20 protein-coding genes are annotated in these 21,249 nt (G+C 60.9%); 18 read left to right on the forward strand and 2 right to left on the reverse strand.

What is annotated here, in order from left to right; translation table 11 throughout:
- The first annotated feature begins 185 nt into the window (after positions 1–185).
- The 8 genes from purU to AC1RQ5_RS13530 all read left to right on the forward strand — a co-directional run bounded on the left by purU (position 186) and on the right by AC1RQ5_RS13530 (position 7,896).
- Entirely contained in the window at positions 186–1,058 is an 873-nt protein-coding gene (purU, locus tag AC1RQ5_RS13495) for a formyltetrahydrofolate deformylase (RefSeq protein ID WP_493199545.1), read from the forward strand.
- An 18-nt stretch (positions 1,059–1,076) separates the two neighbouring features.
- Positions 1,077–2,354, forward strand: coding sequence for an aminomethyltransferase family protein (locus AC1RQ5_RS13500; protein WP_493199546.1), 1,278 nt, complete (start codon positions 1,077–1,079; stop codon positions 2,352–2,354).
- A 9-nt stretch (positions 2,355–2,363) separates the two neighbouring features.
- The gene (gene folD / locus AC1RQ5_RS13505; RefSeq protein WP_493199547.1) at positions 2,364–3,251 is read left to right on the forward strand and encodes a bifunctional methylenetetrahydrofolate dehydrogenase/methenyltetrahydrofolate cyclohydrolase FolD; all 888 of its coding nucleotides are present in this window, start codon (positions 2,364–2,366) and stop codon (positions 3,249–3,251) included.
- Positions 3,252–3,377: 126 nt separating this feature from the next.
- Positions 3,378–4,556 (forward strand): ABC transporter substrate-binding protein, encoded by a 1,179-nt coding sequence (locus AC1RQ5_RS13510; RefSeq protein WP_493199548.1) that lies wholly within the window; start codon positions 3,378–3,380, stop codon positions 4,554–4,556.
- Positions 4,557–4,586: 30 nt separating this feature from the next.
- A complete protein-coding gene (locus tag AC1RQ5_RS13515) occupies positions 4,587–5,453 on the forward strand; it encodes a branched-chain amino acid ABC transporter permease (RefSeq protein WP_493199550.1) in 867 nt (288 codons plus the stop codon).
- Entirely contained in the window at positions 5,453–6,427 is a 975-nt protein-coding gene (locus AC1RQ5_RS13520; protein ID WP_493199552.1) for a branched-chain amino acid ABC transporter permease, read from the forward strand. The genes AC1RQ5_RS13515 and AC1RQ5_RS13520 overlap by 1 nt, the downstream gene beginning before the upstream one ends.
- Positions 6,420–7,178, forward strand: a complete 759-nt coding sequence (locus AC1RQ5_RS13525; protein ID WP_493199554.1) for an ABC transporter ATP-binding protein — start codon at positions 6,420–6,422, stop codon at positions 7,176–7,178. The genes AC1RQ5_RS13520 and AC1RQ5_RS13525 overlap by 8 nt, the downstream gene beginning before the upstream one ends.
- Positions 7,165–7,896 carry an ABC transporter ATP-binding protein gene (locus tag AC1RQ5_RS13530; RefSeq protein WP_493199556.1) on the forward strand — a complete coding sequence of 244 codons (732 nt, stop codon included), beginning with the start codon at positions 7,165–7,167 and terminating at the stop codon, positions 7,894–7,896. Before AC1RQ5_RS13525 ends, AC1RQ5_RS13530 begins: the two co-directional genes overlap by 14 nt.
- A 3-nt stretch (positions 7,897–7,899) precedes the next feature.
- Here the strand turns inward: AC1RQ5_RS13530 and AC1RQ5_RS13535 are convergent, their stop codons facing one another.
- Complete coding sequence (locus AC1RQ5_RS13535; RefSeq protein WP_493199557.1) at positions 7,900–8,433, reverse strand: MarR family winged helix-turn-helix transcriptional regulator; 534 nt, start codon at positions 8,431–8,433, stop codon at positions 7,900–7,902.
- A gap of 110 nt (positions 8,434–8,543) precedes the next feature.
- On the opposite strand from AC1RQ5_RS13535, the gene AC1RQ5_RS13540 reads away from it, so the two are divergent.
- From AC1RQ5_RS13540 to AC1RQ5_RS13565, 6 genes are all read left to right on the forward strand, one after another.
- Positions 8,544–9,737, forward strand: coding sequence for an ABC transporter substrate-binding protein (locus AC1RQ5_RS13540; protein ID WP_493203419.1), 1,194 nt, complete (start codon positions 8,544–8,546; stop codon positions 9,735–9,737).
- A 73-nt stretch (positions 9,738–9,810) separates the two neighbouring features.
- Entirely contained in the window at positions 9,811–11,619 is a 1,809-nt protein-coding gene (locus AC1RQ5_RS13545) for an AMP-binding protein (protein ID WP_493199559.1), read from the forward strand.
- A gap of 17 nt (positions 11,620–11,636) precedes the next feature.
- Positions 11,637–12,425, forward strand: coding sequence for a crotonase/enoyl-CoA hydratase family protein (locus AC1RQ5_RS13550; protein ID WP_493199560.1), 789 nt, complete (start codon positions 11,637–11,639; stop codon positions 12,423–12,425).
- Between the two features lie 57 nt (positions 12,426–12,482).
- Entirely contained in the window at positions 12,483–13,364 is an 882-nt protein-coding gene (locus tag AC1RQ5_RS13555) for an amidohydrolase family protein (protein WP_493199562.1), read from the forward strand.
- A 24-nt stretch (positions 13,365–13,388) separates the two neighbouring features.
- Positions 13,389–14,147: a 3-hydroxyacyl-CoA dehydrogenase gene (locus tag AC1RQ5_RS13560; RefSeq protein WP_493199564.1), complete on the forward strand. Its 759-nt coding sequence runs from the start codon at positions 13,389–13,391 to the stop codon at positions 14,145–14,147.
- 78 nt (positions 14,148–14,225) lie between these two features.
- The gene (locus AC1RQ5_RS13565) at positions 14,226–15,353 is read left to right on the forward strand and encodes an epoxide hydrolase family protein (protein WP_493199566.1); all 1,128 of its coding nucleotides are present in this window, start codon (positions 14,226–14,228) and stop codon (positions 15,351–15,353) included.
- Between the two features lie 28 nt (positions 15,354–15,381).
- Here AC1RQ5_RS13565 and AC1RQ5_RS13570 read toward each other — a convergent pair whose 3' ends face one another.
- Positions 15,382–16,164 carry an IclR family transcriptional regulator gene (locus AC1RQ5_RS13570; RefSeq protein ID WP_398477894.1) on the reverse strand — a complete coding sequence of 261 codons (783 nt, stop codon included), beginning with the start codon at positions 16,162–16,164 and terminating at the stop codon, positions 15,382–15,384.
- A 261-nt stretch (positions 16,165–16,425) separates the two neighbouring features.
- Between AC1RQ5_RS13570 and AC1RQ5_RS13575 the strand changes: the two genes are divergently transcribed.
- The 4 genes from AC1RQ5_RS13575 (at position 16,426) to AC1RQ5_RS13590 (ending at position 21,051) form a co-directional block, all read left to right on the forward strand.
- The gene (locus tag AC1RQ5_RS13575; RefSeq protein ID WP_493199568.1) at positions 16,426–17,778 is read left to right on the forward strand and encodes an MFS transporter; all 1,353 of its coding nucleotides are present in this window, start codon (positions 16,426–16,428) and stop codon (positions 17,776–17,778) included.
- Positions 17,779–17,869: 91 nt separating this feature from the next.
- Positions 17,870–18,646, forward strand: coding sequence for an HpcH/HpaI aldolase family protein (locus tag AC1RQ5_RS13580; RefSeq protein ID WP_493199569.1), 777 nt, complete (start codon positions 17,870–17,872; stop codon positions 18,644–18,646).
- 187 nt (positions 18,647–18,833) lie between these two features.
- On the forward strand, positions 18,834–19,043 hold the full coding sequence (locus tag AC1RQ5_RS13585) for a hypothetical protein (RefSeq protein WP_493199571.1): 210 nt from the start codon (positions 18,834–18,836) through the stop codon (positions 19,041–19,043).
- A gap of 316 nt (positions 19,044–19,359) precedes the next feature.
- Positions 19,360–21,051, forward strand: coding sequence for a methyl-accepting chemotaxis protein (locus AC1RQ5_RS13590; protein ID WP_493199573.1), 1,692 nt, complete (start codon positions 19,360–19,362; stop codon positions 21,049–21,051).
- Positions 21,052–21,249: the final 198 nt, after the last annotated feature.

A 21,249-nucleotide genomic window follows, 5' to 3' on the forward strand; every position in this document is an offset into this window, starting at 1 on the left:
GATCTGGCTAGACTTATGTCAACAGCTCGGAAACGGGCGGGCCGGGGGAGGAATGCAGAGACAGAAATAAGCCGACGGTGCTGATGTCCCTGCGTTTTATTCCCTGATTACAACATCTTATTGCGCTTCCCGCGGCCGCAAGGCGTTCGGATTTCTGTTGCGCGTGCTGGTAGGGAGACCGACTTTTGCTAACCGAACCGAAGGTTGCCGAGCGCCATATTCTGACGCTGTCGTGCAAGGACGTGCCTGGAATTGTCGCCGACGTTTCGCGGTGTCTGTTCGAAAGCGGCGGCAATATTGTCGAGGCGGCGCAGGTCGATGACGCCGGCAATGGCCGTTTCTTCATGCGAGTCGGGGTCGCCATCGATGGTGCAGGCGCGGCGGCGGTCAAGGAACGGTTCGGCGCAATCGCGCAAAAATTTGAGATGCAGTGGCGTTTCAGCGCCGAGACCGCGCGTAAGCGCGTGTTGCTGCTGGTCTCCAAATTCGATCACTGCCTCGGCGATCTCCTGTACCGCCACCGGCTCGGTGAACTCGACATGGATATTGTTGGAATCATTTCCAACCATCCGCGCTCGTCACTGACCGTCAGCCTTGTCGGTGACATCCCGTTTCATCACCTGCCGGTCACCAAAGAAACCAAGGCTGAACAGGAAGCGCAGATCAAGGCCATCGTGGAGCAGACGGCTGCCGATCTCGTCGTTCTCGCGCGCTACATGCAAATCCTGTCCGACGACTTCGCCCGCTATCTGTCAGGCCGCTGCATCAACATCCATCACAGCTTTCTGCCGGGCTTCAAAGGGGCAAAACCCTATCATCAGGCGCATGCCCGTGGCGTGAAGCTGATCGGTGCAACGGCGCATTTCGTCACCGGCGATCTCGACGAAGGTCCGATCATCGAGCAGGACGTCGAACGCGTCAGCCATCGCGATACCCCTGAAGACCTCGTTCGCAAGGGCCGCGACATCGAGCGCCGCGTGCTGTCCCGTGCCGTCCACCTGTTCCTGCAGGATCGCCTCATCATCAATGGTGATCGCACCATCGTCTTCGCCGACTAGAAACTGGGAGAAACGAACATGGATACGAAGAATCTGCGCAAGACGCCCGAAGGCTATTTCACCTCGCGCTGGGGCCTTCCCGAATATACCGACTGGATCGACGAGAGCATGTCCTGGAAACAGACCTGCTCGATCGGTGACTGGTCGTTCCTGTGGGAGCGCCGCTTCAAGGGCCCGGACGCGCTGAAACTGTTGTCCGACACGTCGGTGAGCAGCTTCGAGAAGTTCGACATCCTGCAGTCAAAGCATGTGGTCCACACCAACAAGGCCGGCAAGGTCATCGCCGAAGGCATTCTCAGCCGCCTGTCGGAAGACGAATTCATGCTGTTCGGCCGCGGCACGTTCTGGGTCGAATACAACCGCCGCCGCGGCAATTATAACGTCACGTCGCAAGTCGATGACTGGTTCAATTTCCAGGTCGCCGGCCCCACCGCGCTGGCTTTGCTGGAGAAGGTCGCCAAGACATCGCTGCGCGATATCAAGTTCATGCATTCCGGCGAGATCGAGATTGCCGGCTGCAAGATGCTCGCTCTGCGTCAGGGCATGTCGGGTGAAATCGGCTTTGAACTGCAAGGGCCGATCGCCCAGGCTACGCAGGTCTATGATGCCATTGTCGCTGCCGGCCAGGAATTCGGCCTGCGCAAGATCGGCGGCCGCGCCATCTTCATCAACCACCTCGAGGCGTGTTTCCCGACGATCGTCACCGATTACATGCCGGCGATCTTCGACGACGACATGAGCGATTACCGCGACGAATTCCGCAAGGCGATGCCTGGTTTCGCGAACACGTTCAATATCGCAGGCAGCTTTCAGTCAGACGATGTCCGCGATTGGTATCGAAGCCCTGTCGAACTCGGCTGGGGACGCACCGTGAAATTCGACCACGACTTTATCGGGCGTGCCGCGCTCGAAGAGGAAGTGGCCAATCCGCGCCGTGTGATCCGCACGTTGGTCTGGAACGGCGAAGATGTCGCCGATGTCCATGCCTCGCTGTTCCAGAAAGACCAGGAGCCATATCAGTATATGGAGATGCCGCGCGACCAGCGTGGTTTCATGTATGCCGACCGCGTGCTCATCGGCGACAAGGATGTTGGCGTGACCACCTCGCGTGGCTACAGCTATTACTTCCGCGAGATGTTGTCGCTCTGCACCATCGATGTCGCCCATGCCGAAATCGGCACCGACGTCGTGGTCGTCTGGGGCGAGCCCGGCCATCGCCAGAAGATGATCCGCGCCAAGGTTGCCGCTGCCCCCTACAAGAAGGACAATCGGCGCGCCGATCTGTCGAAGGCGTAAGGCGAGGCGATGACCGCGCGCATCATTGACGGAAAAGCGATTGCGGCAGAGGTCCGCGCGGAGGTGGCAGCCGGTGTTGCCGCCTTCGTCGCGGACGGCTCACCGCCGCCCGGCCTGGCAGTCGTTCTCGTGGGCGATGACCCAGCCAGCCACGTCTATGTTGCCAATAAGGTGCGACAGACCGAGGCTGTCGGCATGACGTCCCGGCGCTACATGCTCGGCGCTGAGACGACCGAGCGGCAGCTTTTGGATCTGGTGGAGCGGCTGAATGCCGATCCTCATGTGCACGGCATCCTGGTCCAGTTTCCGCTGCCGCCGGAAATCGACACCGTGAAAGTCGTCAGCACCATCAGCGCTGCAAAGGACGTCGATGGTTTCAATCCGCTCAATGTCGGCCGCACCGCCACCGGCATGAAGGGTGCGCTAACTCCCTGCACGCCGCTCGGCGTGATGCGGCTGATCCATTCCGTCCATGCAGATATTGCCGGTCTCGGCGCGCTCGTGGTGGGAGCGTCCAATGTGGTCGGCCGACCGATGGCGCGCTTGCTGCTGCAGGAGCAATGCACGGTGTCGGTCGCTCATGTGCTGACCACCGATCTCGAACGGCGTTGCCGCGACGCCGATATTCTGGTGGTGGCGACCGGCGTGCCCGGCCTGATCCGGGGTGACTGGATCAAGCCCGGCGCAACGGTGATTGATGTCGGCATCACCCGCATCACCTCGTCATCCGGCACGGAGCGCCTGGTGGGCGATGTCGCTTTCGATGAGGCAATCCATGTGGCAGGTGCGATCACGCCGGTGCCCGGCGGTGTCGGCCCCATGACGATCGCATGCTTGCTGGCAAACACGTTAAGTGCAGCGCAAGCTGCAAGAGAAGAGGCCTGTGCGCCAGCGTAGTGGCGGGCGTGGTATCCTAACGTTCTGGAAGACGAGCCGCCGCGAGGCGGTGATGATTATAAGCAAACGAAACGAGCCCTCATCGATCAATGAGGGCCACACACATCTGGTTGGGAGGGAATTGAAATGTCCAAGCTGAAGAGTCTTGCCTGCGTTTTCGCGATGATGGTTTCCGCATCGGCGGCGTGTGCCGATACGGTCAAGGTCGGTGTGATCGGTCCGTTTTCGGGGCCGTTCGCCTCGGCGTTCGGAACACCGTTCCGCCAGGGGATCGAGACCTATGTCTCACTCAACGGCGATCCCGCGCCGAACACCAAGATCGAATTTGTCTATCGTGACCTCGGCCTCGGCGATCCCGCGCGCGCACGTTCGCTGGCGCAGGAACTGATCACCGGCGAAAAGGTGCAGTATCTCGCAGGATTCGTGTTCACACCGAACGCGCTGGCCGTCGCGCCAATTATCGAGAGCGCCAAGATCCCCACGGTGATCTTCAACGCCTCGACCTCGATCGTCGTGTCGAAATCCAACTATTTTGTAAGGACATCCAACACGCTGCCGCAGGTCACGGTGCCGGTGGCGAAGCGGGCGCTCGAAAAGGGCATCAAGCGGGTCATCACCATTGTCAGCGATTATGGTCCCGGTATCGATGCCGAAGGCGCATTCAAACGCACATTCGAGGAAGGCAAGGGCGAGATTGTGGAGTCGATCCGCATGCCGCTATCGACAACGGATTTCGGACCGTTCCTGCAGAAGATCCGGCTCGCCAAGCCGGATGCGCTGTTTACCTTCCTGCCATTCGGTCCGCCGACCTTTGGTTTCGTGAAGGCTTATAATGAGAACGGCCTGCGTCAGAGCGGCATCCAGTTCCTCGGTACCGCGGAAACCCAGGAAACCGACCTGCAGGCGCTGGGTGAGCCGGCGGTGGGGCTGGAGACCGGCTACTTCTATTCGGGCGTCCATCCGTCGCCTGAGAACAAGGTGTTCGTGGAGCGGCTGGAAAAACTTTTCCCCGGTGCTATCGCCAATCCGGCGACCGTTGCGGCTTTCGACGGCACGCATGCGCTTTACACGATGATCAAGGCCACATCCGGCAAGCCAGATCCGGCGGCTGCAATGGCGGCGATCAAGGGCGCGAAATGGGAGAGCCCGCGCGGCCCGATCTCGATTGATCCGCAGACACGGGACATCGTCCAGAATGTCTACATCCGCAACGTCAAGCGTGATGCGTCCGGCAAACTGGTCAATGAGGAGGTCAAGACCTACGCAAATCAGCCGGACTATGGCGCAGCCGCTGCGGCAAAATAACTGCCGCTTTCGGCGGGCTGGAGGGACGACGTGGAACTTGTTGCGAGCATACTGATCGACAGCACCGCTTACGGTATGACCTTGTTCATGATCGCGGTGGGGCTGTCGGTCACTCTGGGATTGATGCGTGTCGTCAATCTCGCACATGGTCTGTTTGCGGTGCTAGGCGGTTACTTCGCCTGGTGGGCTGCGCAGCAACTGAACCTGACCTATTTCGCGGCAATCAGTTTTGCTGTCCTCGCGGTAGGTGTGGTTGGGCTGCTGCTTGAACGGGTTCTGTACCGCTTCATCTATGCGCGCGGACCGCTTGATCAGGTCCTGCTTTCCATCGGAGTGATCTTCGTTGGCATCGCGGCGAGCGGCGTGCTGTTCGGCGACGGATTGAAGTCGCTGCAACTGCCGCCATCGCTGGCCGGGGCTACCGATCTCGGCTTTCGTCTGATTCCCACCCAGCGCCTTCTGGTCATCATCAGCGGGGTCTGCGTGGTCCTGCTGATCTGGCTCGTGTTCCAGCATACGCGCTTCGGCGTGCGCCTGCGTGCGGCGGTGGACAACACCGCAGCCGCGGAGGCGCTCGGCATCAACAGCCGCATGCTCTATGCGGCAGCCTTCAGCCTCGGGGCGGCGCTCGCTGCCTTCGGCGGCATCCTGGGCGCCGAGATCATGCAGATCGAGCCTTTCTATCCGCTCAAATATCTCGTGATCTTCCTTGCAGTGGTTGCTGTCGGCGGCCTCGGCAATATCTGGGGATCGCTCGGTGCGGCGCTGCTGCTCGGCACCGTCGATACCACGTGCAAATATCTGCTGCCTGCCTACGGCTCGATGCTGACCTATGCGGCGATGCTCGGCGTGCTCAGTATCCGGCCTCTCGGTCTGTTCGGTAAGGAAGAAGCGTGATGCTCCAGTCCAGCAATCGGAGCATCTGGCCCGTCGAGCTCCTGATCATTCCGCTGACCGCATGGGTGCTCGCCTTCCTGTTTCCCAATCAGCTCGGTCTGCTGACGCAGATCGCCACCACGGCGCTGTTCATCCTCGCGCTTGACGTCGTCACCGGCTATGCCGGTATCGTCACGCTGGGCCATGCAGCCTTTTTCGGCCTCGGCGCCTATGCCGCCGGTATTTATGCCACACGCATCGTGGCGGAGCCGCTGAGCGGTCTTGTGGTCGGCGGCGCGATCGGTGCCACGGTCGCCTTGCTGACCGGGGCGATCGTGTTGCGTGCGCGCGGCCTCTCGCTGATCATGATGACGATCGCCGTCGCGCAGATCGTTCTCGAAATCGCCAATAAGGCGCGCGTCCTGACTGGCGGTGATGACGGGCTCTCCGGCATCGAGATGGCGCCGATCTTCGGCATGTTCGAATTCGATTTCACGGGGCGCACCGGGCTCGTCTACAGCGTGGTCGTGCTGACATTGAGCATGTTTGTGCTGCGTCGGATCATGCGCTCCGCATTCGGTCTCACTTGTGTCGGCATCCGTGAGGATCGACAGCGCATGTCGGCCATGGGCTGCAACATCAAGCGCCATCTGCTCGCGGCCTATGGGCTCGGCGGCCTGTTTGCCGGCATCGCCGGTGCGCTGTCGGCGCAGACCGTTCAGGTCGTCGGCCTGCACAGTCTGAGCTTTACCACCTCGGCTGAAGCACTGGTGATGCTGATCCTCGGCGGCACCGGCCGGCTGTGGGGGGCGCTGATCGGCGCTCTCCTTTTCATGACGATCCATCACATTGCCGCCGAACTCGATCCGTTCCGCTGGATGCTGACCATCGGCGGCATTCTGATTGCCGTGGTGCTCGTTGCGCCGGGCGGGGTGGTCAACAGCGTCATTGCGCTTCGCCAGCGGCTGCGCGCGAAGGAGGTCGGCCATGTCTGATGCATTGGCGATCACAGGGCTCTGCAAGAACTTTGGGGCGCTCGCCGTCTCGTCCAACATATCATTGACGCTGAAGGTCGGAGCGCGCACCGCGCTGATCGGTCCGAACGGGGCAGGGAAGACCACCTTGATCAATATGATCACAGGTGCGCTTGATCCCAGCAGCGGCAGCATCGCCTATTTCGGGAAAGACATTACCAAGGTGCCGCAGGCGCAGCGCGCGCGCGAAGGCCTGCTGCGCACGTTCCAGGTCACGCGCGTGTTCAGGCCGCTCACGGTTGCGGACAATATCCGTCTGGCGGTGATCCAGCAGCGTGGCCTCGCGATGCGCTTCTTCCTCGATGTCGCACGTGATCCCGATATCAACCAGCAGGTTGGCGAAGCGCTGGCCATGCTCGAACTGGAGCCATTGGCCGATCGGCGCATCGAGGAGCTTGCCTATGGCGAGCGTCGCCTGGTCGAGCTGGCGCTCGCTTTGGCGGGCAAGCCCAAGGTCCTGCTGCTCGACGAGCCCGCCGCAGGTGTGCCGAAAAGCGAGAGCTCGATCATCATGCGCGCGATTGCGCGTCTCCCCGCGGATCTCGCTATCCTATTCATCGAACACGACATGGACCTGGTCTTCCGCTTCGCGAGCGAGATCGTGGTGCTGGTGGCCGGCGAGATCATGATGGTCGGCACGCCGGCAGAAGTCTCGGCCGACGAGCGGGTCAAGGAAATCTATTTCGGAAAGCGCCACAATGCCATTGCGTGAACTCGTGCTATACAACGTCTCCGCGGGCTATGCGGGAGCCACGGTGCTCGAAGGCGTCTCGCTCAGCGTGAAGCGCGGCGAGCGGGTCGGCATTGTCGGCCGCAATGGCGCCGGCAAGACAACGACGCTGGCCTCCGTGATGGGCTTTGCGGAACTGCGCGGCGGTACCGTCAAGGCCGATGGCAGCGACATGGCCGGCATGAGGCCATATCGCCGTGCGCGCCTTGGCATCGGCTATGTGCCGCAGACCCGCGACATTTTCCCGACCCTGTCGGTGGAGGAGAATCTCGAAGCCGGCCTCAATGGTCGTTCGAAGCAACACCTGGCGGAAGCCTTCGAGCTGTTTCCGCGCCTCGCCGAAAGGCGTCGCAACAGCGGGCGCGATCTCTCGGGCGGCGAGCAGCAGATGCTGTCCATGGCGCGCGCCTTGATGAACGACGTCAGCATCCTGCTGCTCGACGAGCCGCTGGAAGGTCTGGCGCCCATCATTGCCGACGAGCTCATGGAGGCGATCAAGCGCCTGACGCAGGATCGCGGGCTGGGATGCGTCCTGATCGAGCAGCATGTCGATACCGTACTCGACTTCTGCGACCACATTCTTGTCCTCGAGCGCGGGCGCTCGGTGTTCTGGGGCAGCGTTGCGCAGTTGCGCGCGCAGCCCGACATTCTCAACAGCGCCATCGGCCTGCATCGCACGGAAGCGCAATTTGCGTCCTGACCGCTATCCGATCTGCGCCATGTTCAACCGTTGCAGCATGGCCATGAACTGAATCTTTTCGCGTGCGGACAGGGGCGAAAGGCATTCATCGTTGAAAGTGGCTGCCAGCTTCGCAGACTGTTTCGTCGCCGCGGCGCCTGCCGGGGTCAGTTTCAGCTCCACGGAACGCTTGTCGCGCTCGGACCGCGTCCTTGTCAGCAGACCTTCGGTTTCCAGCTTTCCCAGCACCTTCACGAGATTGGGGAGCTGGATCCGCAACACGGCAGCCAGCTCGCTTTGCGTGATCGACGGGTTGTCCCTGATCGTGATCATCGACGAGTGTTCCGCGGGCGAAAAGCCGACTGGTGCGAAGTAATCGAAGAAGCTCTCGAAGATACCGATCTGAAGAATACGGATCATGAAGCCAGGCGTTTGCTGCAGTGCAGACAAGTCCAGCGATGTCTCCGTTCTGACACTCGCAGCCCTTGTGCCCGCGGGCTTGCGCGCCTTTTCGCGGCGTGATGTCGCATTGTTGGCGACTGTCTCATCTTTCGACATTGACTCTCCGAATAATGCTTATAATTTATAATCAATATCTGCAGCGGCAAAGACTGCAGTAGGGTGTGAACCAGGGGGAGGCTCTCGTGAGCAGCTACTATACGCGTCTACTGACGGCAACATTTGCGTTGACCGCAGCGCTGTTGCCGAACACGGTCTTGCATGCTCAGGACAAGGTCAAGATTGGCGTTCTCAACGATCAGACCGGCGTCTTTTCTGTCTATCAGGGCGTCGGCTCAGTAATCGCAGCGCAGTTAGCCGTCGAAGACTATGGCGCCAAGGCTGCCGGAAAGACCGTGGAAGTGGTCGCCGCCGATCATCAGAACAAGCCTGACATCGGCGTCGGCATCGCACGGCGCTGGTACGAGAACGAAAATGTCGATGCGATCATGGATCTGCCCAATTCTGCGATCGCGCTCGCTGTCGCCGGCATATCGGAGCAGAAGAACAAGGTGATGATCGGATCCGGCGCCGGCACGGCCATGCTGACCGGCGAGCGGTGCACGCCGAACACCGTTCATTGGACTTACGATACCTATGCCTATGGCCGCGGCCTTGGCAAAGCGGTGGTCGCCAAGGGCGGGAAGAAGTGGTTCTTTATCACCGCCGATTATGCCTTTGGCCACGATCTGGAAAAACAGGCGGTCGAGGCCGTCAAAGCCGCAGGCGGCGAGATCGTCGGCACCGTACGTCATCCGCTGGGCGCTGCCGATTATGCGTCATTTCTTCTGCAGGCCCAGGCTTCCGGTGCCGACATTGTGGGCATCGCCAATGCAGGCGATGACACCATCACCTTAATGAAGCAGGCGGCCGAATTCGGACTGACAAAGAAGCAACGGCTCGTCGGTCTGATTCTCGCTTTGAACGGGCTGCCGTCTTTGACGCTGCAGGCCGCACAAGGTGCGCAGATCATGAACCCGTTCTATTGGGACTTGAACGAACAGACGCGCGCATTCGCCAAGCGCTTCGCCGATAAGCATCCGCAAAAGAACTATCCGAACGACCAGCAGGCGGGCGTCTATTCGGCTGTGACGCATTACCTCAAGGCCGTGGACAAGGTCGGCTCTGCGTCCGACGGCAAAGCGGTCGTCGCTGCCATGAAGGCGATGCCGACGGATGATCCTCTGTTCGGCAAGGGCTACATCCGCAAGGACGGCCGCAAGATTCATCCGCTCTATCTGCTCGAAGTGAAGAAGCCCGATGAATCGACGTCCAAGTGGGATCTGTTGAAGGTGGTCTCCACGATCGCCGGCGAGGAGGCATTCAGGCCTGAAAAGGATGGCGGCTGCCGCCTGGTGGATTGACGGCGTAGGACGCCGTCGTCCGACGCATGAAGTGACGTTGATCCGCGATCTCACACCGACAGGATATCATCCCATGCTGCAACAGCAGGTGGCGTCGCCGCACGACGCAGTTACGTTCCTACCCGCGCCTGTATCGTCCGTGACGCATTCGGACGGCAGCATAAGGCTGCGTACGGAGCTTTCGTTCGAACCGGATGTCGTGCTCATTCATGAGCATCTGAAGCAGTGGGCATCGATCCGGCCAGACAAGGTCTTTCTTGCCGAGCGGGTCGAAGGCGTTGCCGGATGGCGGACGATCACCTATGCCGCTGCCTTCCAGCAAGCCGCCCGTCTCGCGGCCGCATTGGCGAGCCGTGATCTCGACGAGGATCGGCCGATCCTGATCCTTTCGGGCAATGGGATCGATCATCAGATCATGGCCTTGGCTGCAATGATCGCCGCAGTTCCCTACACGCCGCTGTCGGTTGCTTATTCGACCATGAGCGGGGATTTCGCGAAACTGCGGGATGTACTCAGAACCCTGCAGCCGGGTCTTGTATTCGCGGCCGACGGCACGCCATTCAGCCGCGCGCTCTCGATTCCAGAGATGGCCGGGCGCGACATCGTTGTTGGACGCGACACAGCCGGCATTCCGAATGCGCTGACGCTCGATCAGCTTGCCGAGACAGCTGACGAGCTGCAGGCCACAATACGACCAGCAGCCGGCCCGGACACGGTCGCGAAAATCCTGTTCACCTCGGGATCGACCGGGTCGCCAAAAGGCGTTCCGACGACGCATCGGATGATGTCGACCTCGCTCTGCCAGTTCGAGGCGCTGTGGCCGTTCCTGCTGCACCAGACGCCGACGCTTCTCGACTGGCTGCCTTGGAGCCATGTCTTCGGCGGCTCCTACAGCGTCAACACGGTGCTGCGATATGGGGGCACGCTTTACATCGATGATGGCAAGCCGGTGCCGTCCGAAATCGGCCGCACCGTGCGCAATCTGCAAGAGGTGCGTCCCACGCTTTATTGGAATGTGCCGAAAGGATTCGAGCTGCTGCTCGCGCATCTGCAAAAAGACAGTGTCGCCGCGCATAACTTCTTCGGTGACCTGACCTTGATGCTCTATGCCGGTGCCAGCCTGCCGGCGCCGCTATGGAAGGAACTGGTCGATCTGGGAGAGCGCGCGTGCGGCCGAGTCATTCCCATGACCACGAGTTGGGGGCTTACGGAGACGGCGCCGTCGATCACGCTCGTCAATAACCCGGCGCTGACGCCGGGGGATATCGGCATCCCCATGCCGGGCCTGGAGATCAAGCTCGTCCCGTATCAGGGCAAGATGGAAGCGCGCGTTCGCGGTCCGACGGTGATGACCGCTTACTGGAAAATGCCTGAAGCGACGGCTGCGGCCTTCGACGACGAGGGCTTTTTCAGGACCGGGGATGCCGTTGTCTTTTCCGATCCGAAGGATCCGAGCCTGGGGCTGGTGTTCGATGGACGCACCACGGAGGATTTCAAGCTGCTGACCGGCACCTGGGTCGATACGGCTGCGGTCAAATTGCGGGCCAATATCGCACTGGCCGGCATCGCTGCCGATGTCGTCGTGACCGGCGCCGATCAGAACGAGATCGGACTTCTCGTGATCGCACCGCTCGGCGTCGATCCCGCATCGGCCGAACTGCTCGCCGCGACTCGATCAGCGCTTCGGCGTGTCAATGACGGTGCGACGGGGGCCTCCCAGCGCATCGCACGCGCCATCATTCTACAAGATCGTCCCACATTCGATGCGGGGGAGATCACCGAGAAGGGGTCGCTCAACATGCGGCTGATCCGCGACAGGCGCAGGGACGTCATCGCGAAGCTCTACAGCGGCGCCGATTCCGACGTCATTGTGATCGATTGAAAGTGAGACCATCCGGAATGCGGGATCAACTGTTCACCTATCAGGTCGCGGGGCGCATTGCGCTGATCGGAATCGATCGCGCGCACAAGCGCAATGCCATCAACGATGCCGCGCTGGAAGCCCTCGAAGGCGTGGTTCGGCGTGCCCAGTCCGAGGCCCAAGTGGCGATCATTCACGGCCATGGCGATCATTTTTGCGCCGGGCTCGATCTCGCCGAGCACGCCGGGAAAACGCCGATGCAGAGCGTGAACGGATCGCGGCGCTGGCATGCGGTGTTCGACCAGATCCAGCGCGGCACGATTCCATTCGTCTCCGCGCTGCATGGTGCGGTGATTGGTGGCGGTCTGGAACTCGCAGCATCGACCCATATCAGGGTGGCGGACGAGAGTGCCTTCTTCGCTCTGCCCGAAGGACAGCGCGGCATCTTTGTCGGTGGCGGCGGATCGGTCCGGATCGCGCGCTTGATGAGCGCCGCGCGCATGACCGATCTCATGCTGACGGGCAGGGTGCTCACGGTCGCGGAAGCTGAGCGCTTCAATCTGGTCAATTACGTCGTGCCGGCGGGGGCGGCATTGCAGACCGCGCGCGACCTGGCTGCGAAGATCGCGACCAATGCGCCGTTGTCGAATTTCGCCATCACCAATGCGCTGCCGCGGATTCAGGACATGGCACAGGACGACGGTCTGTTCGTGGAAAGTCTTGTGGCGGCCTTCACCCAGACCAGTCCGGAGGCGTCGCAGCGGCTGAACGACTTCGTCGAGAAGAAAGCCAAGCGGATTGCGCTGCAGTCGGCGACAGGTGCCTAACGCGCCGATGCCGTCAGTTCTTCCGATCCAGCCGTGTCCCATGCGCGAGTGTCCCGAATGACAAAAAGACTTCTCCCTCTCGACGAACTGGTCGCCATTGACATCCACACCCATGCGGAGGAGCCGTGCGGCTGTCATGCCGATGATGGCTACGACGATTTCCAGGCGCGAATGGCGGACTACTTCAAATCGCCCCACAAGCATCCGCCGACCGTCGAGGAGACTGCAGCCTATTTTCGCGCCAAGAAGATTGCGGCCGTCATCTTCCCTGTCGATGCCGAACGCGAGACCGGCTTTCGGCGCTACAACAATTACGAGATGCTCGAGATCGCGAAGGAAAACGCCGATGTCCTGATCCCGTTCGCCTCCATCGATCCGCACAAGGGCAAGCTCGGCGTCCGCGAGGCCCGGAAGCTGATTTCCGAATACGGCGTCAAGGGCTTCAAATTCCACCCGACCATGCAAGGCTTCTACGCCAATGACCGCATGGCCTATCCGCTCTATGAGGCGATCGAGGAGGGCGGCGCCATTGCGCTGTTTCACACCGGCCAAACAGGCGTCGGCTCAGGCATGCCGGGCGGCATGGGGATGCGGCTGAAATATTCCAACCCGATGTATATGGACGATGTCGCGGTGGATTTCCCGGATATGAGGATCATCCTCGCGCACCCCTCTTTCCCCTGGCAGGAAGAGGCGCTGTCGGTCGCGACGCACAAACCGAATGTCTATATCGATCTATCCGGCTGGTCGCCGAAATATTTCCCGCCGATCCTGGTGCGCTACATCAACTCGATCCTGCAGGACAAGATGCTGTTCGGCTCCGATTGGCCGGTGATCATGCCGGACCGCTGGATGGCGGACTTCGCAAAGCTCGACATTCGCGACGAGGTGCGCCCGAAGGTGCTCAAGGACAACGCAGCCAAGCTGCTGGGTTTGTGAAAATCACATCACGAGGAGACCATCATGGATCTGAACAATCTGACTGCCTTCGTGACCGGCGGTGGCTCGGGACTGGGGGCGGCCACCGCGCGCGCTTTGGCGTCCAAGGGCGCCAAAGTCACGGTCTTCGATCTTAACCGTGAAAATGCGGAGAGCGTGGCTCAGGAGATCGGAGGCATCGCGACGTCTGGCGACGTCGCTAACGAGACCCATCTGTCTGCCGCTCTCGATCTAGGCGAGGCCGCACATGGCATTGCGCGCGTGCTGATCAATTGCGCCGGCATTGGTGAAGCCATCAAGACCGTCGGCAAGAATGGCGCTCACCCGCTCGACAAATACAAGCGCGTCATCGAGGTGAATCTGATCGGCACCTTCAATGCGACACGCTTGATGGCGGAGCGCCTGTCGCTTGCCGAGCCGATTGGCGAGGAGCGCGGTGTCATCGTCAATACAGCCAGCGTTGCCGCCTATGACGGCCAGATCGGGCAGGCGGCCTATTCGGCATCAAAGGGCGGCATCGTAGGCATGACACTGCCGATCGCGCGTGATCTGGCGCAGTCCCGCATTCGGGTCTGCACGATCGCGCCGGGCCTGTTCCTGACGCCATTGCTCAAAGGACTGAGCGACGAAGCGCGCGCGAGCATCGGCGCGCAGGTTCCGCATCCGTCGCGGCTCGGCCAGCCGGACGAATATGCGCAACTGGCGCTTCACATCATTGAGAACCCAATGCTCAATGGTGAGACGATCCGCCTCGATGGCGGCATCCGCATGGCGCCGCGATAATCTGTCATCGCGCCGCGTTTGACGTCAGGGGTGGAGTTCGATCTGATATCTCCACCCCGTGGTGACCAGGACGACCCCATGATCGACTCTTTCAAGATTGCCGTGTCCGACGCCCGTCTCGCGGAGATCCGCACGCGGGTCGAGGCATTCGACTGGACCGCCATGCCTGATGCCGGCGGCTGGCAATCGGGCGTTGGCCTGAGCGATCTGCGGCGGCTGACTGAATACTGGCTCACGCAATATGATTGGCGCGTGCATGAGGCTCGTCTGAACGAGCTGCCGCAGTTCAGAACCGATATTTCGGGGCAGCGGATTCACTTCATCCGCAAGCGTGGCGACGGCTCTCGACCGCCGCTGCTCCTTCTTCATGGCTGGCCGGGATCCCTTATCGAGTTCGAGCAACTGATCGGGTCGCTGGTGGCTGACGGGCATGATGTGGTGGTCCCGTCATTGCCGGGCTTCGGTTTCTCTGGTCGCCCCGCTGCGCCAATGGGGCCGCGGAAGATCGCCGAATTGATGCATCGCCTGATGGCCGACACCTGCGGTGCCAGCCGCTATCTCGTTCAGGGAGGCGATTGGGGCGCGTCCATTGGTGCATGGATGGCCTTCGACCATCCCGAGGCCGTGGCTGGTCTTCATATCAACATGGTGCTGGTTCAAGCCGAGGATGCCGCGCCGGAACAGCAGGACGAACTGGCCTGGGCCAAACGCCGCGCCGACCTCGCCAAGGAGGAATCCGGCTATTCCCTGGAGCAGGGCACGCGTCCGCAAACGCTGGGAATAGGCCTGTCCGACAGCCCCGTTGGCGTAGCAGCCTGGATCCTTGAAAAGTTCGGCGCCTGGATCGATGTGCCGCGCGATGCGCAAGGGCATCCCGATCTCTGGAGCAAGTTCGACGAGGATCTGCTGCTGACCAACATCATGCTTTATCTCGTTGAGCGGTCCTTCGTGACCTCGACCTGGATCTATCGCGGCCGGGTGCTCGAAGGATCGGCGCAATTCCCTGCCGGCGCGCGTGTCTCTGTGCCGACCGGTGTCGCGGCATTTCCCGATCCCGTCTTTCCGCCGCCGCCACGCTCGCAAACGGCCAAGACATATCGGATCGAGCATTGGACCGACATGACTGCCGGCGGCCATTTCGCGGCCCTGGAGCAGCCGGACTTGCTACTGGCCGATATGCGCCAGTTCTTCTCTAAACTGGTCTGACCCGCGCTGCATCGCAACGCGGAGCTGTCTATCCCGGCCGCTTTGTCCCGTCATAGCCGAGATCACGGCCGATCGCCGTGGCCAAGGCAAGGACGATCGGCATCAGCTTTCGCATCCGCTCCGCGGGCATGTAATCCACGGTGCTGGTCACGCTGATCGCGGCAACGATCGCCGAGGTGACGTCGCGGATCGGCGCTGCCACACACCGGATCGCCGGTTCGCTCTCGCCAAGATCAAATGCGATCTGCTGCTTGCTGTACTCAGCCATCTGTTTCAGCCAGGCATCGACATCCATGCCGGTCAGTTTTCGGCCGTTTTCGCGTTTGAAGAGTTCGCGCAATTCATCGGTGGGCATATCGATCAAACTAGCCATGCCGACGCCGGTCGCAATTGCCGGCCGCTGACCGCCGATCCAGGACCGGATCTCGACGGGACGCTGGCTTTCGATTTTATCGAGATAGAGCACGTTTGCGCCCCGACGTGTTGCCAGATGGATCGTGTCGGCGGTCTCGCGCGCCAGCTTACGCAGATGCGGCCGCGCGATCGACACCACGTCGAACGATCTTTGCGCTGCGAACCCGATCTGCACCAGCTTGGGTCCAGGGCCGAGCTCGTTATCTGCTGCATGACGCAGATAGCCGCGCTGCAGCAGCACCGATACCAACCGATGCGCCGTGCTGTAGGTGAGCTCGCAGCGGGCTGCGATGTCCGGAATGGTGCGTGCGCCATCAAGGATGGTGTCGATGATCTCCAACCCCCTGACCAGCGTCTGGCTCGCATTCGTCTGTTTCTGCGGTTCGTTCGACTTCACGCGGAGCTCGCAATCATGAATCGGGAAAGGCTCGTTGACGATACTGCATGGTTTCGAAACCGGATGCAGCGACGTGCCGGGCGCGTCAGACCATAGTCTTATTCTCTCATATATTGAAAGATACTTTCGTTATTTGACAAGTGTAATTTTCCCGACATATTTGCCGCGTGATGGCAGCGCGCGACGAGAGCGGCGCATCTGCCGCAACACCAATGTTTTGGCCTGGGCGCATGATCGCCCGGCTCCGGGGAAGGGAAGCACATGCAGAAGGTCAACAACGCCGTCTTGGAATTGGGTGTCGCGGGCAACGCGACAGCGCCAGCGGCAAAATCCGATCTCGTGACTGAAAAGGATCGCCGCCGCGCCCTATGGGGCAGCGCCATCGGCAGCACCATCGAGTGGTATGACTACTTCCTGTACGGGACGATGTCGGCCATCGTGTTCGGCAAATTGTTCTTCCCGACCGCGGATCCGGTGACGAGCCAGCTTCTTGCCCTCGCATCCTTTGCCGCGGCGTTCCTGATCCGGCCGATCGGCGGCATCCTGTTCAGCCATATCGGTGACCGTATCGGTCGCAAAAAGACGCTGTTCGTCACCCTGGCCATGATGGGCCTCTCGACGGTCGCCATGGGCCTGCTGCCGACCTACGCCCAGATCGGTGTATGGGCTCCGATCCTGCTGACGCTGCTGCGGCTATTCCAGGGTCTCGCACTCGGCGGCGAATGGGGCGGCGGATTGCTTCTCGCCGTCGAATATTCGCCGCGCAACAAGCGCGGCTTCTACGGTGCCGTGCCGCAGGTGGGGGCGATGATCGGCCTCGCGCTCGGCAACGTCATCACCGCCGGCTTGAGTACGTCGTTCTCGGAACAGGATTTCCTGTCTTACGGCTGGCGCATTCCGTTCGTGGCTTCCATCGTGTTGTTGTTGGTCGGCCTGTGGATCCGCAACAGCATCGACGAGACGCCGTCCTTCAAGGCGGTGATGGCGCGCGGTAGCAAGAAGAAGGTTCCGCTGTTCGAGACTTTGACCAACCACCGGCGCGCGGTGCTGATCGTCATTGGTGCGAAGTTCATCGAAACCTCGACGTTCTTCTTCTTCGCGACCTTCACGATCTCCTATCTGGTGCAGCTCGGTTATACCCGCGTCAATGCACTCAATATGGTGTTGGTGGCGGCTGTCATCGCCGTGCCCTCGATGCTGTTTTTCGGCAGCCTCTCCGACAAGATCGGGCGCAAGCGCCAGTTCATGATCGGAACGGTCGTCATGGCGCTCTACATCGTTCCGTATTTCTGGATGTTGAGCACGGGCTCCGTGTCGGTCGCGCTGTTCGCGCTGGTGCTCGGCTTCAGCGTCATCTGGGCATCCTACGGCACCGTGCTCGGCACCTTCTTCGCTGAAAGCTTCCCGGCGGATGTCCGCTACACCGGCGTTTCGCTTGGCTATCAGGTCGGCGCTGCACTGGTCGGTGGTCCGCTGCCGCTGATCGCCTCGTCGCTGCTCGTCTATAGCTCCGGCAGCTATTATTCGATCGCAGCATTGATCGTTGCCTGCGCTGCGGTGTCGCTGATTGCCATGGCTTTGACCGAAGACAAGACCGGCCGCGATCTCGACTGAAGGCACACGCACATATGAAGGACGCCCGTCGTCACACGGCGAGCGTCCTTTGCCCAATCCGGGCACGCATGGGAATGATGAAAGATCGACGATGACAAACAAGGTCAAGGAACTCTGGGGATCCGGCAAAGCGGTGATCAATGCCTGGCTTGCGATTCCGTCCGGCTACTCCGCCGAAGTCATGGCGCAATGTGGCTTTGACAGCGTTACGGTCGATCTGCAGCACGGAGTGCAGGACTATCTGTCGATGGTGCAGTGTTTCCAGGCCATCAGTGCACATCCGGTCACGCCGATGGTGCGCGTGCCGTGGAACGAGCCTGGCATCATCGGCAAGGTGCTCGATGCCGGCGCCTATGGCGTCATCTGCCCGATGATCAATACCAAGGCCGAAGCTGAGGCTTTTGTGGCGGCCTGCAAATATCCGCCACGCGGCACGCGCAGCAATGGGCCGATCCGCGCCGGGCTCTATGGCGAAGCCGGCGCCTACCAGCAGACCGCGAATGCCGAAGTGCTTTGCATCCCGATGATCGAAACCCGCACCGCTGTCAGCAATATGGAGGAGATCCTCGACGTGGAGGGGATCGCCGGCGTGTATGTCGGCCCGTCCGATCTCGGCTTCTCCTACGGACTGCCGCCGGTTCTCGACCGCGACGAGCCGGAAATGCTGAAGATTTACGACAAGCTCTTGAAGGAGTGCGGCAAGCGGAAGATTTATCCGGGGATCCACTGCAGCGGTTCTGCCGGGGCGGCGCGCAACATCAAGATGGGATTCAAGCTCGCAACGTTGCCGCATGACAGCGCCCTGATGGCCCAATTCGCAACAATGTCGATCGCGGAGACGCGACGGGAGAGCGGTGATCTCTTGTGAACGCGTTCGGTGGTGGACGGGATAGTGCAATCACTCGCGAATGGCCCGTGCTCTCTTCTAACTCCAAGAGCAAGGGCGCGTAGGTTCAGATGACCTTCGGAATATCTACTCAAACGCGCTACACAACCGTCCCGAAAAGGCGATCTTCAAGCAGGGTGATTGTCGGCTGTAACGCGGAAAGGTTTCGATGATACGTTGCAAAATCCATCGACGCGCCTCGATCTCAGCGTGCCACACCACGACGGTGCTCACCCGAAAGCCAGTGACCGTCCGCGCTATTATCGAGAACGTAACGGGCGCGAATTACTGGCTCACCACGGCCGGCCTGGGTTACGGCACCTTCGTCACGGTCGGCTTGCCGCGCTCCTACATCCTGTCGGCTGCGTTCGATTTCTGACCTGATATGTCTGCTGGCGGAATGAAACACTGTCGTCGACGGTGATCGCTCCGCCAGTACAGGTGGCGCAGTCGGTTGGCTGCACCCCTCGCTTGATCGGCCCTTGTCATGCGACCGATCGGCGGACTTAGTTACTTTTCTGGCCAAATTGTCGCAGTCTTTTACCGGCAGTTTACGATATGTGGCGCAAATTAGTCACGCGGACTTGATGGCGAGAAACGCTGCGGGTCTCGCGTCCGCCGCTCTGCTCACGCACTCAGCTGACAAAATTTATTGCTCAACCAACCGACGGTCGAAGACCGAGGGACCCTTTGCCATGCTTGCTCGTATGTCTATCCGCGCCAAAATTTCCATAGTGGTGACGTTCCTTCTGCTGTCCATGAGCGGGCTGGGTCTGCTCGCGATCATGAAGATGCGGGCGATCAATGCAAATGCGGTCGATATCCAGACCAACTGGCTTCCAAGCATGAAGGCGCTGGGCGAGCTGAAAGCCGGTGTCATCAATTATCGCAACGTGATTCGCGCGCATTTGCTGGCCGATACGCTGGAAGACAAACTGGCAACCGAGAAAATGCTGGAAAGCGTGGTCGATCGCAACAACAAGACCCGCGCACGCTATGAGCCGATGATCGTCTCGCCGGAAGAACGTGCGATCTATCAGGAATGGTCGACCAATTGGGACGAGTACAAGCGTGGCACCCAGCGGGTGATGGAGATGTCACGTGCGAGCGCCGGCAAGAATCCGCGCGAGGCCAGCGATTTCAATAGCAAGACTGTTAATCCGATCGGAGCCAAGTCTGACGCACTGCTCGACAAGGATATCGAGCTGAATGATCGTGGCGCGGCTGCTGCCGGTGCCGAGGCTGTTGCAAATTATGACTTCGCCTTCATGCTGGTTCTCGGCATCCTTGGCGCCTCTGCAATCATCGGCATCGGCGTCAGCATCTATCTGGTGCGTGATGTGTCCACTGGTATCGCTTCGATCGTGAAGCCAATGCAGTCGCTCGGTGCCGGTGATCTCACCGCCCATGTGCCGCATCAGGGCATGAAGACCGAGATGGGAACCATGGGCGACGCGCTGCAGGTATTCAAGCAGGCGCTGATCGACAAGCGCGCGGCCGACGAAGCGGCCGCTCTCGATGCCGAAGCGAAGATCGAACGCGGTCGCCGCGTTGATCAGATCACCCGCGATTTCGAAACCATGATCGGCGAGGTGGTCGAGACCGTGTCGTCGGCATCCACCGAACTGGAAGCTTCGGCCGGCACACTGACGGCGACCGCCGAGCGTTCCCAGGAACTGACCACCTCGGTGGCAGCCGCGTCCGAACAGGCATCCACCAATGTGCAGTCGGTGGCCTCGGCGACCGAAGAAATGGCCTCGTCGGTCAACGAGATCAGCCGCCAGGTGCAGGAATCCGCGAATATCGCCAGCCAGGCGGTGCAGCAGGCACGCCACACCAATGAGCGTGTCAGCCAGCTGGCCAGCGCAGCCGCCCGCATCGGTGATGTTGTCGAACTGATCAACAACATCGCCGGCCAGACCAATCTTCTGGCCCTCAATGCGACCATCGAGGCAGCGCGTGCCGGTGAAGCCGGTCGCGGCTTCGCGGTGGTGGCGTCGGAAGTGAAGGCGCTGGCCGAGCAGACCGCCAAGGCCACCGGTGAAATCTCGACCCAGATTTCCGGCATCCAGGCAGCGACCCAGGAGTCGGTCGGCGCCATCAAGGAAATCGGCGACACCATTGGCCGCATGTCCGAGATCGCCTCGACCATCGCCTCGGCAGTGGAAGAGCAGGGCGCAGCCACGCAGGAGATCTCGCGCAACGTCCAGCAGGCGGCACAAGGGACCATGCAGGTCTCGTCGAACATCACCGACGTGCAGCGTGGCGCCAGCGAGACCGGTTCGGCATCATCGCAGGTGCTCTCGGCTGCGCAGTCGCTGTCGTCGGACTCGACCCGTCTGAAGGTTGAAGTCAGCAACTTCCTGACCGCGGTGCGGGCGGCCTGATCCACGCTCACTCCCAGCTCTTGAAGCCGGCGCGCAGTGCGCCGGCTTTTTTCGTTGGCGCGACCAACTGTCTCACGTTCGCAGTGCGAACTTTTCTGCGTTGGCGGTCTCTGAATACCGCAAGACGGCATTTATTGCACCGCTTCTTAACTTCGTAGCTCTAGGCAGAACGCATGGGTGAAAGGTCTCCGATTCGAC

The organism is Tardiphaga sp. GW821-FHT12E02 (assembly GCF_058807155.1).